Origin of the sequence: Sporosarcina sp. FSL K6-3508 (assembly GCF_038615825.1) — a bacterium.
Taxonomy (GTDB): domain Bacteria; phylum Bacillota; class Bacilli; order Bacillales_A; family Planococcaceae; genus Sporosarcina; species Sporosarcina newyorkensis.
On the sequence record NZ_CP152016.1, the window covers coordinates 278594 to 293407 of the forward strand.

Genomic DNA, 14814 nt, shown 5'->3' on the forward strand with positions numbered 1-14814 from the left:
GAGATGGACAATGAACGCATTCTGGCATCGTCTAAAATATACAGTACAGGAAGATTTGAATAGTTTGATGGAAAAAAAGAATGGGAAAGAAAACCCGCTTGAACAATTGAATCAATACTTTTTGGAAGCACAACAGCAAACGGCAGAAATCGGTAAGCTGCTCGAACGGCAAGGTCGTTTGAAAGAAGAACTGGAAAATGAACGGCAAGATGCAGATTTGATGGCTATGAAGCGTCGCCGTCAGCTGGAATTGGCAGAAGCGACGGGTGAAGAGGAACTGATTTCATTCGCAAAATCTGAAGTTGAAGCGTATGAAGGACGTGTGGCGCGGTTGTCTGCAAGTATTCAGGAGGCGACGCAAGAGCTGCTTTCATTAGAGAGAAAGTTCGAAGAGATGAAGCATCGAGTAAAAGATATGCGTGTTCGTCAGTTGCAATTAATGGGCAAAGAGAATGTGAAGCGGGCAGATGAGAAGATGAATCGTTTTGTCACGCCAGAAAATATATTTTCATCGCTTGATGATTTGCATACGTATATTGAAAATCTTGGAGGAACGACACGTACGACACAGTCTGCTTCTTCAATGGAACAGCGTTTGGATTCATTAGAAAAAAACAACGCAAAATCGCAGGAAATTGTGTAAACTAGAGGAGGAAGCATTGGGCTTCCTCCATCGAGAAGGGGGAGAATGAAATGAATAGCGAAAGCTCCAATAAAGTTGCGATATTCGTGCTCGGTTTTCTGGCGCTTGTGTTCGTGGAAGCAGTGTTCTTTTCAAACGGTAACTTCATCTTCCTCCTTCTCGGTGGAGGATTTATCTACTATGGTTATCGAAAAAGAGAAAAGTGGACAGCGATCACCGGTCTATTTTTTATAGCAATCGCATTATTGACATTGTGGAGTTTGCGAATGTTAATTCTGGGTGTCGTGCTGTATGTGCTGTGGAAGATGTGGAAAGGCACGCCTTCTAATGAAATTTTCGGGTCACTTCGCACGCCAAGGGACGGCGCGTCGGATAGTTTATGGAAAAATCGCTTATTTTCTGTCCAATCCACTCCGTTTTCGACGTATGAGTGGGAAGATGTGCATATGCAAGGATTCTTCGGGAATATTCATGTCGATGTGACGGATACGGTGTTGCCGAAAGGAGCTTCTTTCATTTCCATCCGTCAAAGTGTCGGTAAAATAACGATTGAGCTGCCGTATGATATCCCGGTGCGTATCCATTACGCCACTCTTTACGGCGAGGCATGTGTACTCGGGCAAGCACCGAAGCGTTTGCTGAATGAAGCGTTGCAAGTAAAGGATGGTTATGAAACGAAACAGCCGAATGATCCAGAGCTGATTATTTCCCTATTTACATGGATTGGCGATGTGGAGGTGCGCAGGAAATGAAAGCAATGATAGGTCGTACAATTTCCCTGACACTGCTTTTTAGCGGACTCGTCGCTGTTTTCTTCTATGTATTCATCAATTTGTCGTTAGAGGAGTATGGAGAGTTGCTGCTCACGACAGAAGCGGCGGATATGCCGTTAGTTGCGTGGCTGCTGATGACCATTTTCGTGGTCAGTTTAGTCATTGCGGGGTGGATGACTTCCAATAGCCGCGCAAAAGAGAATTTCATCACGAAGAAGCTGGAGAATCTTTACTCGAAGCAGGAGTTCGTTCCTTCGAAAAAGATGAACAAACAAACCAATCATTCAATTGGGCAATTGTATGACGTTCTTGACGCACAGCGCAACAGCCTGCGGCGCATTACGGATGAACGGGTCGAGGCGCAGGATAAGATCATTCAAGAACGAATTGTCCAAGAGCGGCAACGGCTGGCGAGAGAGCTTCATGATTCGGTCTCTCAGCAGTTATTTGCTGCTTCTATGTTACTGTCCGCCATTACGGAGCAAGCGGAAGAAGGCTCACAAATTGAAAAACCATTGTTGCAAGTAGAGAAAATTGTACAGCAGGCCCAGCTCGAAATGCGCGCTTTACTGCTGCATTTACGCCCGGCTGCCTTGCACAATCAGACGCTCGCAAAAGGTTTGGAAGAATTATTACATGAATTGAAGGAAAAAGTGACGTTTGATATTCGGTACCGTTTGGAAGATATGGAGCTCTCAAAAGGAGCAGAGGATCATTTATTCCGAATTGCGCAGGAAACCCTGTCGAATACGCTAAGACATGCAAAGGCGACGGAAGTAGAAGTGTTATTGATTGAACGAGATCATCTGGCCATTTTACGTGTGCAGGATAACGGGGTCGGATTTAAGCAAGACGATGGAAAGGGCGGTTCGTATGGACTACAAAATGTCCAAGAGCGAGCAATTGAAATCGGTGGCAGCTGCAAGATTGTTTCAGTGCCGTCTCAAGGAACGATTGTGGAAGTGAAATTGCCAATTCAGAAAGGGGAGATGGCAGATGATTCGAGTATTGCTAGTGGATGATCATGAAATGGTGCGCATCGGAGTATCGACCTACTTGCAAATGCAGCCTGACATAGGAGTGATCGGGGAAGCCGAAAATGGTCAAGAGGCAGTAGAAAAGGCACTGGAGTTGCGTCCGGATATCATTTTGATGGATATGGTCATGCCTGTGATGAACGGAGCCGAAGCAACTGCCGCCATCATTGCGAAGTGGCCGGAAGCAAAAGTGATTATCGTCACGAGCTTTCTTGACGATGATAAATTGTATCCAGCCCTCGAAGCAGGGGCTGTCAGCTATATATTGAAGACGTCTAATGCAAAGCGTGTGGCGGATGCAATTAGGGAAACGATGCAAGGGCAAACTGTGTTGGAACCGGAAGTGACATCAAAGATGATGAACAAGATGCGCAGCGGTCAAACTCACGAATTGCACGAGGAGTTGACAGATCGCGAGCTGGAAGTTTTATTATTGCTGGCGAAGGGCAGATCCAATCAGGAAATCGCCGATGAATTGTTCATTGCACTGAAAACAGTCAAGACGCATGTCAGCAATATTCTATCAAAGCTCGAAGTTCAAGACCGTACACAAGCGGTCATTTATGCGTTTCAGAAGAAATTAGTAGACTGATTCGTACTAGTTTTGAGCAGGGAAGCATATGAATGAATAAAATGAGATGTGGATAACCATCAAAGGATAAGCTGAGTAATCAGAAATTACGAACTTTTCCACAATCTATCCACCAGTTAATGTGTATAACTACATTTGGACAGATTAAAGAAGAAAAGTATTCACATGTGGATAATTAATTGAATGAAACTTATCCACTGATTCAGGCGTCATGGTAGTGTTATATTTAATAGAAAATAGAATAGGTGAAGGGCGGCCTTCACGGAAAGAGAGTCAAATGGAATTATTCGATTTAATTAAAGCGTTAATTTTAGGATTTGTAGAAGGAATGACGGAGTTTGCACCGGTCTCCTCGACAGGCCATCTTATCATTGTCGATGATATGTGGCTGAAGACGGAAGAGTTTTTGGGGAAATACCCGGCGATTACATTTAAGATCGTTATTCAGCTTGGTTCGATTTTGGCTGTTGTCGTCGTGTTTTGGAAACGATTATTTAGTCTTGTAGGTTTGTACAATGTGGAGAACGGCGTCAAGATGAGTGAACGTTTCAACTTGCTTCATGTCATTGTCGGGATGTTGCCGGCTGTTATTCTTGGGTTTGCATTCAAGGACTTGATTGATGATTATTTATTCGGAGTCGAAACGGTCATTATTGCTTTAGTGGCGGGTGCGTTGTTAATGATTGCGGCGGATCGGTTCGGACCAAAACACCCGCGCGTACAGACGTTGGATCAAATTACATACAAACAGGCATTCACTGTCGGACTCGTTCAATGTCTTTCGTTATGGCCAGGGTTTTCACGTTCAGGCGCGACGATTTCCGGAGGCGTTTTATTCGGGATGAATCACCGGACTGCGGCAGATTTCACGTTCATCATGGCGGTGCCGATCATGGCAGGTGCAAGTTTAGTGTCGGTGCTGAAAAACTGGGAGTATATGTCGATGGATCATATTTGGTTTTATGTTGTTGGATTTTTGAGCGCATTCATCTTCTCGCTCATCTCGATCCGTTTCTTCCTGAAACTAATTTCCCGAATTAAATTGGTACCGTTCGCGATTTATCGAATCGTCTTAGCTATTATTTTAGCGGTGATTGTGTTTTTATAAGAGAGAAAACGACCTTTGCGCTGTGCAAGGTCGTTTTTTTACGTCATAGGCTATAAAATTTTCCGACTTCCGCAATTTCTGCTATCCCGGCGAATGTAGTTTGAGCTGCTTGTAAAATATCCTGCAGGTCACCGTGATGCGGCAAATGAGTGAGTACAAGTTGTCCGGCGTTTGCTGCACTCGCGAGTTTTCCTGCCTGACTGCCGGCTAGATGGCCCGGCGATTTGCCGATATGCTCTTCATATAGATTGGCTTCGCTAATCAGCAGATCGGTATTTTTTGCGAATGAGACGAGTTGATCTGCCCATTCTGTATCTGCCGTAAAAACTACGGACTTGTCTGCAACAGTAAATTTCATTGCGAGGCAATACACTGGATGAACGGTTGGACAAAATGAAACAGTAAAAGGTCCGATTTGTACGGAATGCTCCTCCGAAATTTCAATGCCGTGCGTTTGCTCTTTATACGTTAGCTTGGCAAATTGTTCTTCGTCTTTAGCATGTCCGTAAATCGGCAAGGCGGGAGACGGGTGTCCTAAATAATACTGAATTAAACGACTGTACTGCAAACTGCCGATATCCGCGATGTGATCGGCATGATAATGGCTGATGACTACTGCATCAAGCTGGTCAAGCGCTATGTAGTTCTGAAGTGAGGCCAACACGCCGCTGCCGCAATCTACCAAGCAATGAAAATCATCATGCTCGAGAAGAAAGGAAGATGTGGCGCTATTTGCTTTTGGGTAGCCGCCCCAAATGCCGAGAGGGATAATATTCATGGGAATTCCTCCTGTTCGTCTGGTTGATCTCTATAAGTGTATCCTTTGTTGTATTTGGATTGCAATTGAGACTGAGAAATAGTGGAATTGTTTAATGGTTTTTTAACATATATTGTAGGATCATAAGTCAAAGCTTTCATAGTGGTGGAAATGTGCGGTTCGCAGTCAGTTTGGAGCGTTTGAGAGGAGAATTGGCTCGTTACGATAAGACTATGGTGCGGAGCGTCAATGGATTGGTTCGGTTAGGTAGCCCTTTGGCGCGGTTTGAGAGTGTTTTGGTTCGTCCGTGTGCTTCTATTGATTGAGTGGATGAGAAACGTCTGTCGTAGCCACACGGCGCCTTTCACATTTGCTTCATCCAGGGTCTCGGGTCATAAATCAGCCTGGTCATGAGGCAAAAAGCGTCTCAAGTCCAGTCCGTCTTATGCCTGTCGCCTCTATGCGCCACCTTTCACTTTTGCTTCATCCATGCGATAATAAGGAAAATACATTCTAAGGATGAAGATATGAGTAAATTAGTTGAAATACAGTTAAATGCACAAGGGACAGTGGCTTTAAAGAAGGGTTATCCGTTGATTTTGAAAGATGCTGTGATGACGAGTGAAGTTCATGCGGAGGAAGGCAGTTTGCTGCGATTGACGGACCGTTATCATAAATTTTTGGCGAAGGGTTATTATGGTAAGCAAAATAAAGGTATCGGCTGGGTGCTGACGGATAATGAAAATGAAGAGATCGATTTTGATTTCTTTGACAAAAAAATGACTACAGCATTTGAACGTCGTGTATCGTATATGGAAGATCCCGACACTACTGCGTTTCGTTTATTCAATGGAGAAGGCGATGGTATCGGCGGGCTGACGATCGATTATTTTGATGGCTACTATATGGTCAGCTGGTATAGCGAAGGAATTTACGCGTTTCGTCACCACGTTTACAATGTGCTCGACAAACGAGCGGAATACAAGGCGGTTTATGAGAAGAAGCGCTTTGATTCGAAAGGTCAGTATGTGGAGCAGGATGATTTTGTTAAGGGAACACCAGGTGATTTTCCGATTATTATCAAGGAGAATGGCATGCAGTTTGCAATTGACTTAAATGACGGTGCGATGACTGGGATTTTCCTTGATCAGCGAGATGTCAGGGAAGCGATTCGTGATGAGTATGCGGAAGGTCGGGAAGTATTGAATACTTTCTCATATACTGGTGCTTTTTCAGTGGCAGCGGCTTTAGGCGGTGCGACCAAAACGACGAGTGTGGATTTGGCTAAGCGAAGTGTCGCAAAAACGATTGAACAGTTCAGCGTCAACGGTATCGATTATGAACAGCAGGACATCAAAGTGATGGATGTCTTCGACTATTTTCGTTATGCCAAGCGTCATGACATGAAGTTCGGTCTCGTCGTGCTTGATCCGCCTAGCTTTGCGCGATCAAAGAAGTATACGTTCAGTACAGCGAAGGACTATCCGATGCTCATGAAGGAAGCGATCGCGGTAACGGAGAAGAATGGCATCATCGTAGCATCCACGAACAATGCGAGCTTCAGCATGAAAAAATTCAAAGGCTTCATTGACCAAGCATTTAAAGAGACGAATATGCGCTATAAAGTACTGGAAGAGTCTTCATTACCGAAGGATTTCCGTACCCCGCGTGACTATCCTGAGTTCAATTACCTGAAAGTCGTTATTGTGCAGAAATTGAAGTGATTCGTTAGATGGAACCGTCACAAAACCGTCGGATGACAATGACAATATTTCCTAGTACGCTTGTGGTAACAAGTTGTGAAACGGGAGGTAAATTAGATGAAACAGTTGCTTGCGTTACTGTTCTCAACGGGTGTGCTAATCGTTGCGGGTTGCTCCAATGTCTACAGTCAAGAAGACGGTTATCGGATGGCGGTCATAAATCAGGGTTTTCCTGTACCGAAAAATGCCTATGAAGTGAAGCCGGAAGATTGTACCGATGAAATTTCAAAAGCAGCGAAATACAAGTTGCAGGGAATAGGCGATCAGGATGGCAATCCACCCGCTCATTATCTGGAAACTATTGAAGAATGGGGCTGGACAGAGCTGGTCGATGAGCGCAGAGGAACGATTCATTTCTATGAGAAAAACGGCAAAATTATGTCATTGAATATTCATCAGGATGTATTCGATGTCTTTGAAATGACGAGCAATCCGGAGTCATAAGCGAGGGAGGTGACGGTGTGGAGACAGAAAAACCGAAATTGAACATACCGAAACCAGGTTTTGCGAAGGCCTTCGATGTGCTGACTGTCGCGTTATTCGCAGCGTGTCTAGTCTATTTACTTTTGCATTGGAATCGCCTGCCCGACCAAATTCCGGCCCATTTCGGCGCAAATGGAGAAGTGGATCGATGGGGTTCTAAATTCGAGCTATTCATCTTGCCAGCTATTGCCATCTTTTTGTGGATCGGTCTGTGGGTTTTGGAAAAATACCCGCATTTGTATAACTACATTAATTTGCGCCCTGATAATGTTGAAATACAGTACCGCTACGGCATGGTTTTTATGAATGTCACGAAAAACATGTCCACGCTTTTGATGGTGTTCATCATGTGGCAATTGACTGACATCGCATTGGAACGAACCGAGTCCCTGAACATGCCCATTTTCATCGGCATATTGGCTGTCTTGTTCATTTCGATTGGGTATTATTTTTATCGAATGATGAAGCTATAGGCAATCTATGAAACCTACTCGCACCTCTTACCGTATACAAATGGTAAGAGGTGATTTTAATGAAATGGAAACTTCTACTTGTTGCTTTGCTCACATTCATTCTATTCCCCGCGCCAGCAGGAGCAGTCGACTTTACAATACCGAATGTGCAAATCAACGCCCAATTGCAACCGGACGGCACTGTGCTGGTAAATGAGCAACACACCTATGAATTCGATTCGAAATTCAACGGAATCATCCGTGAAATCAAACCGATAACCGACGCTTCTATCGTACAGTTTGAAGCCTATGAAAATGGCAATAGACTAAAAGTCGAGAAAAAGAATGATGAATATCGAGCCCACCGTAAAGGGAAGAAAGAAACGATTGACTTTGAATTGCGCTACCAAATTAAAGATGGAATGAAAAAATACGAAGATGGGGCGGAATTTTACTGGCCGTTCTTCGATGACCGCAATGAAACAGACTACGGCAACATGACGATCAGCGTTACGCCTCCTGACCGTGCAAATAATGCAAGTTTTCTCGGCTATCATAGCGCGGAAAACAAGGGATCTCTTCAAGAAGACGGCAGTGTGGTATTTGCTCTCGGTGAAGTGGACTCGGGAGAAAACGGTGATATTCGTGTCGTCTACGAATCTTCTTTATTTCCAGGGATGAAGGCGATGGATGGAAAAATCCGGCCGGATGTCGAAGCAGATCGAAAGCTTCAGGAAATCGAACGAGCAAAATACGCTGCCAACAGAGAACGGACAAAGACATTTGGAGGCATCACGTTAGGAGCGGGGCTTCTAATTGTCGTATTGATCAGTGCAGTGGTCAGATCTAGAAAAAACAGATATGTTAAGGACGCTCAAGCGCAAATCAGTTCCCATGGCTTTTTCGTTCCTGCTTATGACATGAGCTTGCCAGCCACTCTATTCTTCAAAAAAGGCGCGGCAACTGTCGAATTAATGTCAGCGGCGCTATTAGATTTGGTCCGCAAAGGCTATGTGCGTCAATTGTCAGACGAAAAGTTTGAGTTAGTGGACGCCAACGTGGACCATGATCATGAGCAACAACTGATTCAGCTTTTGTTCTTTCAAGTGGGCAGTAATGAGCGTTTCACATTGTCACAGTTGAAAGCTTACACGAAAGACGAGAAAAATTATGATACATTCCAAAATTCATTTACGATTTGGCAGCAATTACTGAAGCATGAAATGAAGCAATATGACTTGAAAGAATCGAGCGCAAGGCTACGTTGGATCCTCGCCCTACTAGGCTTGGCAGGCGTTACACTCGCTATCTTTTTCGGAGCGTATGATCTGTATATTCTGATGTTCACGGCGATTATCCTCGCCTTGTATACCCTAGTATTCATTTTATTCTATAGTCCTCACAACTTTGCAGGTATTCTCATGCTTATGGAATGGATGCAAGTAGAGAATTGGATGAATGATATGAACACGGAAAAATGGGAAGCGCTATCCACCGATGATAGGTTTCGTGTCCTCGTCTATGGAGTCGGTATAAAACATCCTGAGCTTGAATCCTATTATGAAGAGTTTGCAAGTATTCAAAAACGCCTCAACCAAAATCAGTATGCAGATAACGGCATTGGAGGCAGCTTAGTCTACAATCCTGTATTCTTGTCGGGATCATTCAATCAGGCTTCTTCTAACGTATCTTCCAACGCACCAAGCAGTTCAAGCAGCGGGGGCGGTGGAACGGGTGGCGGCGGAGGAGGGTCAGGAGCTTTTTAAGACCTAAAGCAGAAGGTGGCGTTTAGGCACGACAGGTGTTGGAGATCCTGTCATCAACAGCCGAATGAAGAAGGAGAGGAAACATGGGGAAAACAATCGTCTGGTTCCGGAAAGATCTGCGCCTGCATGACCATCCAGCATTAGTAGAGGCGGCAGCCCATGGAGAAGTGGTGCCGGTTTTCATTTTGCCGGAATCACGTCAAGAGGCATCGGACTGGTGGCTGCATCATAGTTTATTGGAACTGCAAAAGAAATTTGCGGAACGTCAAATACAATTGATTGTACGTAAAGGGTCTCCTGTTGGACAGCTGCTTGCCGTTCAACAAGACAGCGGAGCGGAAGGTATCGTTTTCAATGAACTTTACGATCCGGCGAGCCGCCGGCAGGAACAGGATGTGCTGTCTGCTTTCTTGGATTTAGAAGTGCAGGTCCGTTCCCATCAAGGGACGTTGCTAGTACCGCCGACGTTGATTCTCAATAAAACATGTGAACCGTATAAAGTTTTCACGCCCTTCTGGAAACGTCTGCGTCAAGAACGAGTGGAGCAATCATTGCCAGTTCCCAACATGCTGCCATCGTCCACGTTGCTTACTTCTTTGCCTGATAGTAAATGGGATTTGTTGCCTGGACCGTCTTGGCATGGAAAGTTTATACACTACTGGCGTCCTGGAGAAGCAGCCGCTATTGAATGCTGGAAAACGTTCAGCGGGCAAGGATTGAGTTCCTATAAAGAGGGAAGGGACATCCCTGCAAAGCCTCATGTGTCCCGGTTATCCCCCTATTTGGCTGCCGGCAATATCAGTGTCCGCTCGTTATGGCATGCGGCTCTTCATCAGGCAGAATTTATCGGAGATGATCAGACGGAAGCATTTTTACGGCAGTTGGCATGGCGAGATTTTGCTCACTACCAGTTGCTTTACTTTCCGAAGATGCTTGACCGGCCTATACGTCCTGAGTTTGATCGCTTCCCTTGGCAAGAGGCGGGTGAACACCTGGCCGCCTGGAAAACGGGGCGGACCGGCTATCCTTTAGTGGATGCAGGCATGCGGGAACTTTGGGAAACAGGCTATATCCATAATCGTGTGCGGATGGTTGCCGCTTCATTTCTGGTCAAACATCTACTGGTGGATTGGCGGGAAGGACAAGCTTGGTTCGAGCAGACACTGGTGGATTGGGATGCGGCCAATAATGCGATGGGATGGCAATGGGTGGCAGGAAGCGGCTGTGATGCTTCGCCATATTTCCGAATTTTTAATCCGACAGTACAAGGCGATAAGTTCGACGGGGCGGCTGGGTACGTGAAAAAATGGCTGCCTGAGTTGGAGAGTATGCCGGAGAAATTTGTGTTCCGTCCGGCAGAAGCCCCTGCGGATGTCCTGTCAACGGCAGGTGTAAGGTTGGGAGGCAACTATCCTCTGCCGATTGTCGACCATCAAGCAGCCCGCGCCCGTGCATTGGAGGCATATGATTTATGCAGGAAGCCTGCCGGTTCTTAAACTTCATCGATGGATTCGATGAGATGTATATGGGTCAGTTTTAGTTGATTGGATAAAAGAAGGGATCCGTGTCCCCCTAAATAAAACTTGATATCGGGACAGCTTCCTGCGAACCGATCCAGTTCTGCAATAAAACCTGGATGTGTTTCAAAAGGCAAAGTGGTGGAAGCGGACAGCAATACTTTGTCAGGACGAATTTTTTCCACAAATGACTGAATGGCTCCGAGAGCAGGCGAGGCGCCGATCATGACGGTCCTCCAGCCGCGGAGCATTAATTGCAGCAAGATAATATGGACAGGAATTTCGTGTAATTCAAATGGCAGACAAGCACCCAGCAGTATAGGAGAGCCTTCTCGGTATTGGAAGTTGCGTCGTACCTGAACAAGCTGATCTCGTACAACCAGACTGGATAGGGCTTCCTGATATTCGCTCCACGTACCGCTTTCCCAGTTATCGCCGACTTTCTTCAAAAAAGGAATGACGATTTGTTGCAGATATAGCTCCAATCCTAATCGGTGGTAAGCCGTTTGCAATAAAAGATTTAATTCCAATTCATCGCAGTTTGTGCCGTGATGCAGGAGTTCGCGCAAAATGGTGTCCTGGTATGTGTCCTCAGGTTCGGATTCCTGGGCGGAAGTCCGTTTGGATTTTGCCATTTTTGCCGATTGAGAAAGAGCGAATCCTTCTTCTGAGTAGCGTTTCATCAGCAAAAAGAGCTGAACGTCTTCTTCGCGGTAGACACGGTAGCCGTTCGCCAGCCGCTGCGGCACCACGACTTCATAGCGCTCTTCCCATTTCCTCAGGACTTGCCTCGACAAGCCCGTTCGATCCGCGACCTGTTTAATTGTATAGGTAGGTTTTTCAGATAAGGGCTTCACAGCAAACAACCTTTCTTCAACTAGTGATTATCTACGCACCGTACATTTCTCTCCTTATAACATTATACATAGATTTGACGTGGTGAGTCAAACCTGCTAGTTTTACTGCATAGGAAGGTGTCTAAATGAACAGTAGAATAGTTCTGGAAGCGACATGGATCGGCTTTCTATCCGGTATGGTAATGGCACTTTTTCTGGGAATGATGCAGAACGTCACGGGTCATCAGGTATATACACTTCTCTTGAATGTTGATTATATACCAATAATGAAAGAGTATCATTTCCCTGAATCAATTGAAGTGCTTTTCCACTTGATTGTTTCTGTTATATTGTGCATCATTTTGGCAATCATCTATTCAAAAAGCGAGAGGATTCCCAAGAAACGCATAATTTACTTTTCTCTTATCGTAAATGTGGTGATAGGTCTTCTATTGTATCCTACTACATCCTTTTCTGAACGTACACCAAGCATAACGAGTATATCCGCATGGTTTTGGTGGACGGCTGCACATGTGATTTTCGGTGTATTAGTGGGTATATTATTAAGAAGCCGCATAAAGTAAATAGAAACTTACTCTGATCTCTAGCATTTTTCTCCAGATCTATGTATACTAAGTTTTAACAAACATTATACAAAGATTGAACAGCGTATAGATGCGTTTAAGAAAAAGGAGAGTCAGCCCCATGTGGATCACGAAAAAACATCAACCGCTTTCAATAGTACCGACTATTTCCACCATCCCTATTAAACTGCAAGTATCCACCAGAGAAGTTCAGCTGCAGTTGGATGCTATTAAGTTGAAAGAGCGTGATCTGCAGCTATTGCGGGCCTTGAAGGAACCAATGCAAAACCGGGTGAATGATATTGTCAATGCTTTCTATGAAAGTGTAACGGCTGTCCCGCATTTATCCGATACGATTCAGGAGCACAGCAACAGGGATTATTTAAGCAAGACATTGGCAACGCATTTAGGCGGCTTATTCGATGGAGTCATTGATGAAGCGTATCTGGCCAACCGGAATAAAGTCGCGCAGTCTCATTTGCGTATAGGGTTAGAACCGAAGTGGTACGTTGCAGCGTTCCAGAACTTGCATGCGACAATGCTGGACATATTGTTTTCATTGGAATTGGAGCGAAGTGAAGAGCAGGAAATGATTGTGGCTTTAAGTAAAATTTTGAATTTCGAGAAGCAGCTCGTATTGGAAGCATTTGAGAAAAGTACGAATGAAGCGATGCGCATGCAGCAGCAGGAAATCAAAGCGGAGGTGAAGAAGCATATTGGCAGTATCGCGTTGGAAATTGAGGAGAAATCTGAGTCTACGTATTCGGTCGTGCAAGATTTAGTGGAGCGATCTGCAGAACTTGACAGTAAAATAAAGGAAAGTATAATTCGCTCTGAAATGTCAGCGGTTCAAGCGCAGTCAGGAGTTGAGCAGATGGGGCAGCTCGTCTATACATCGGAAACGATTGTCAAAGAAACGAAAGGAATGGCGGTGCTGATTGACGAACTGAATCAAGCCTCCATGCAAATTGAGGAAGTTGTACGATTGGTGAAAACCATAGCGGATCAAACCAATTTATTGGCCCTCAACTCGGCGATTGAAGCAGCACGTGCGGGAGTTCACGGAAAAGGGTTCGCCGTGGTGGCGGATGAAGTGCGAAATTTAGCCTACCAGACCAAGCGATCCACTGATACGATTGCTCAACTCGTAGCGGAATCAAAGTTGAAAACGCTGGCTGTCCATCAGGCGATCGAGAATGTGACAAAATTCGCGGATATGGGGATGAAAGAGACAGAGTCATCCAAAGAGACTTTGCAGAATATTACGGGTACCGTCCATTTGACGATTCAAGATATCAACCATTTTTCCGATCATATGAAAAGCCTGCGCGAAGTCATCACATCGATCGGCGGCGTGTCAAAAGAGGTAGTCTCGACATCTTATGAATTGGAAGAAGCAATAGACGTTTTATAAAGGAAGTGAAAAGCAGATGTTTTTAGCATGGAGCGAAATCAAACGAAATAAATTGAGATTTTTATTGATCACTTCAATTTTATTGCTCGTATCCTTTTTAGTGTTTTTCTTATCAGGGCTCGCCGCAGGGCTGGCGAATATGAATAGGGAAGCAGTTGATAAATGGCATGCGCAAGCAGTTGTACTGACCGAAGAATCGGATAAAAGTCTTTATCAATCTTCATTGGATAAGGGGGAAGCTGACGGACTGGGTGCGAAGGAAACAGCAGTCATCGGTCAGATGGGCTCCATTGCGGATAATGGCAAGGTGAAGAAAAATGTCGTTCTATTTGGGATCGAGCCGGAAGGTTTCATTATGCCGAAAGTGAGCGAAGGGGAGGTAGCGTTTTCCGTAGAAAACGGCGTCATTGCGTCGGATGTATTGAAAGACGAGGGCTTTGCGATCGGCGACACGCTTGAATTGTCATCGTCCGATACGAAGCTTGAGATTATCGGATTCACCGATCAGGCACGTTTCAACGCAGCACCTGTACTGTATATCGACTTAGATGATTTACAGCATCTCAAGTTTGGAGATGCTGCAGAGATAAATGCCGATTTAGTCAACGCAATCGTTGTGAAAGACACCAATTGGAGCAAATTAAAAGTGCCAGAAGACTTGGAAATCATCGAAGTAGAAAATTTCATTAAAAATTTACCGGGCTATACCGAGCAGAACATGACGTTGACGTACATGATCTACTTCCTGTTCGTCATCTCTGCTGCGATTGTGGCGATTTTCCTCTATGTGCTAACAGTGCAGAAGATCAGCATGTTCGGATTGATGAAAGCACAAGGTATTTCGAGCGGCTATTTAGCGAAATCTGTTGTCGCGCAGACTTTTATACTGGCGACAATCGGTGTCGTGGTCGGATTCGGATTGACATGGCTTGCGGGAAGTTTCTTGCCGAGTGCGGTCCCTGTCCAATTTGATTTGCAGACGATGATCATTTACGGACTCATTTTGATCACAGTAGCGATCTTAGGTGCAGTTATATCGGTCTGGACGATCATTCGGATTGATCCGCTTGAAGCGATAGGAGGGTAAAC

The 14814-nt window shown here is 45.0% G+C and carries 15 protein-coding genes; 13 read left to right on the forward strand and 2 right to left on the reverse strand.

Annotated features, from left to right (window positions below):
- Window positions 1-10 precede the first annotated feature (10 nt).
- The 5 genes from MKX97_RS01330 to MKX97_RS01350 all read left to right on the forward strand — a co-directional run bounded on the left by MKX97_RS01330 (window position 11) and on the right by MKX97_RS01350 (window position 4153).
- Window positions 11-643 (forward strand): hypothetical protein, encoded by a 633-nt coding sequence (locus MKX97_RS01330; protein WP_078817578.1) that lies wholly within the window; start codon window positions 11-13, stop codon window positions 641-643.
- Between the two features lie 50 nt (window positions 644-693).
- Window positions 694-1395: a cell wall-active antibiotics response protein LiaF gene (gene liaF, locus MKX97_RS01335; protein WP_078817577.1), complete on the forward strand. Its 702-nt coding sequence runs from the start codon at window positions 694-696 to the stop codon at window positions 1393-1395.
- Window positions 1392-2438, forward strand: coding sequence for a sensor histidine kinase (locus tag MKX97_RS01340; RefSeq protein ID WP_078817576.1), 1047 nt, complete (start codon window positions 1392-1394; stop codon window positions 2436-2438). Before liaF ends, MKX97_RS01340 begins: the two co-directional genes overlap by 4 nt.
- The gene (locus tag MKX97_RS01345) at window positions 2413-3045 is read left to right on the forward strand and encodes a response regulator transcription factor (protein ID WP_342536733.1); all 633 of its coding nucleotides are present in this window, start codon (window positions 2413-2415) and stop codon (window positions 3043-3045) included. The genes MKX97_RS01340 and MKX97_RS01345 overlap by 26 nt, the downstream gene beginning before the upstream one ends.
- Before the next feature lie 277 nt (window positions 3046-3322).
- Entirely contained in the window at window positions 3323-4153 is an 831-nt protein-coding gene (locus MKX97_RS01350) for an undecaprenyl-diphosphate phosphatase (protein ID WP_040758646.1), read from the forward strand.
- A gap of 43 nt (window positions 4154-4196) precedes the next feature.
- On the opposite strand, the gene MKX97_RS01355 is transcribed toward MKX97_RS01350, so the two are convergent.
- Window positions 4197-4931: an MBL fold metallo-hydrolase gene (locus tag MKX97_RS01355; RefSeq protein WP_342536734.1), complete on the reverse strand. Its 735-nt coding sequence runs from the start codon at window positions 4929-4931 to the stop codon at window positions 4197-4199.
- A gap of 506 nt (window positions 4932-5437) precedes the next feature.
- Here MKX97_RS01355 and MKX97_RS01360 point away from each other — a divergent pair.
- The 5 genes from MKX97_RS01360 to MKX97_RS01380 all read left to right on the forward strand — a co-directional run bounded on the left by MKX97_RS01360 (window position 5438) and on the right by MKX97_RS01380 (window position 10870).
- Complete coding sequence (locus MKX97_RS01360) at window positions 5438-6634, forward strand: class I SAM-dependent rRNA methyltransferase (protein ID WP_040758643.1); 1197 nt, start codon at window positions 5438-5440, stop codon at window positions 6632-6634.
- 96 nt (window positions 6635-6730) lie between these two features.
- Entirely contained in the window at window positions 6731-7117 is a 387-nt protein-coding gene (locus tag MKX97_RS01365) for a hypothetical protein (RefSeq protein WP_078817574.1), read from the forward strand.
- A 17-nt stretch (window positions 7118-7134) separates the two neighbouring features.
- A complete protein-coding gene (locus MKX97_RS01370; RefSeq protein ID WP_176132532.1) occupies window positions 7135-7629 on the forward strand; it encodes a DUF1648 domain-containing protein in 495 nt (164 codons plus the stop codon).
- 59 nt (window positions 7630-7688) lie between these two features.
- Entirely contained in the window at window positions 7689-9374 is a 1686-nt protein-coding gene (locus MKX97_RS01375) for a DUF2207 domain-containing protein (RefSeq protein ID WP_342536735.1), read from the forward strand.
- Between the two features lie 83 nt (window positions 9375-9457).
- Complete coding sequence (locus tag MKX97_RS01380) at window positions 9458-10870, forward strand: deoxyribodipyrimidine photo-lyase (RefSeq protein WP_342536736.1); 1413 nt, start codon at window positions 9458-9460, stop codon at window positions 10868-10870.
- Here the strand turns inward: MKX97_RS01380 and MKX97_RS01385 are convergent.
- Window positions 10867-11748, reverse strand: coding sequence for a MerR family transcriptional regulator (locus MKX97_RS01385; protein ID WP_342536737.1), 882 nt, complete (start codon window positions 11746-11748; stop codon window positions 10867-10869). The two genes, MKX97_RS01380 and MKX97_RS01385, sit on opposite strands and share 4 nt — an antisense overlap.
- A 125-nt stretch (window positions 11749-11873) precedes the next feature.
- Here MKX97_RS01385 and MKX97_RS01390 point away from each other — a divergent pair, with 125 nt between their 5' ends.
- The 3 genes from MKX97_RS01390 to MKX97_RS01400 all read left to right on the forward strand — a co-directional run bounded on the left by MKX97_RS01390 (window position 11874) and on the right by MKX97_RS01400 (window position 14812).
- A complete protein-coding gene (locus MKX97_RS01390; protein ID WP_342536738.1) occupies window positions 11874-12311 on the forward strand; it encodes a hypothetical protein in 438 nt (145 codons plus the stop codon).
- 121 nt (window positions 12312-12432) lie between these two features.
- Window positions 12433-13725 (forward strand): globin-coupled sensor protein, encoded by a 1293-nt coding sequence (locus tag MKX97_RS01395; RefSeq protein ID WP_342536739.1) that lies wholly within the window; start codon window positions 12433-12435, stop codon window positions 13723-13725.
- A gap of 16 nt (window positions 13726-13741) precedes the next feature.
- Entirely contained in the window at window positions 13742-14812 is a 1071-nt protein-coding gene (locus MKX97_RS01400) for an ABC transporter permease (RefSeq protein ID WP_009766489.1), read from the forward strand.
- Window positions 14813-14814 lie beyond the last annotated feature (2 nt).

What these genes read in the sequence shown, in the direction of transcription:
- MKX97_RS01330 (WP_078817578.1), top strand. Translation starts at nt 11, where the DNA reads ATGAACGCATTCTGGCATCGTCTAAAATATACAGTACAGGAAGATTTG.
- liaF (WP_078817577.1), top strand. Translation starts at nt 694, where the DNA reads ATGAATAGCGAAAGCTCCAATAAAGTTGCGATATTCGTGCTCGGTTTT.
- MKX97_RS01340 (WP_078817576.1), top strand. Translation starts at nt 1,392, where the DNA reads ATGAAAGCAATGATAGGTCGTACAATTTCCCTGACACTGCTTTTTAGC.
- MKX97_RS01345 (WP_342536733.1), top strand. Translation starts at nt 2,413, where the DNA reads ATGATTCGAGTATTGCTAGTGGATGATCATGAAATGGTGCGCATCGGA.
- MKX97_RS01350 (WP_040758646.1), top strand. Translation starts at nt 3,323, where the DNA reads ATGGAATTATTCGATTTAATTAAAGCGTTAATTTTAGGATTTGTAGAA.
- MKX97_RS01355 (WP_342536734.1), bottom strand. Translation starts at nt 4,931, where the DNA reads ATGAATATTATCCCTCTCGGCATTTGGGGCGGCTACCCAAAAGCAAAT.
- MKX97_RS01360 (WP_040758643.1), top strand. Translation starts at nt 5,438, where the DNA reads ATGAGTAAATTAGTTGAAATACAGTTAAATGCACAAGGGACAGTGGCT.
- MKX97_RS01365 (WP_078817574.1), top strand. Translation starts at nt 6,731, where the DNA reads ATGAAACAGTTGCTTGCGTTACTGTTCTCAACGGGTGTGCTAATCGTT.
- MKX97_RS01375 (WP_342536735.1), top strand. Translation starts at nt 7,689, where the DNA reads ATGAAATGGAAACTTCTACTTGTTGCTTTGCTCACATTCATTCTATTC.
- MKX97_RS01380 (WP_342536736.1), top strand. Translation starts at nt 9,458, where the DNA reads ATGGGGAAAACAATCGTCTGGTTCCGGAAAGATCTGCGCCTGCATGAC.
- MKX97_RS01390 (WP_342536738.1), top strand. Translation starts at nt 11,874, where the DNA reads ATGAACAGTAGAATAGTTCTGGAAGCGACATGGATCGGCTTTCTATCC.
- MKX97_RS01395 (WP_342536739.1), top strand. Translation starts at nt 12,433, where the DNA reads ATGTGGATCACGAAAAAACATCAACCGCTTTCAATAGTACCGACTATT.
- MKX97_RS01400 (WP_009766489.1), top strand. Translation starts at nt 13,742, where the DNA reads ATGTTTTTAGCATGGAGCGAAATCAAACGAAATAAATTGAGATTTTTA.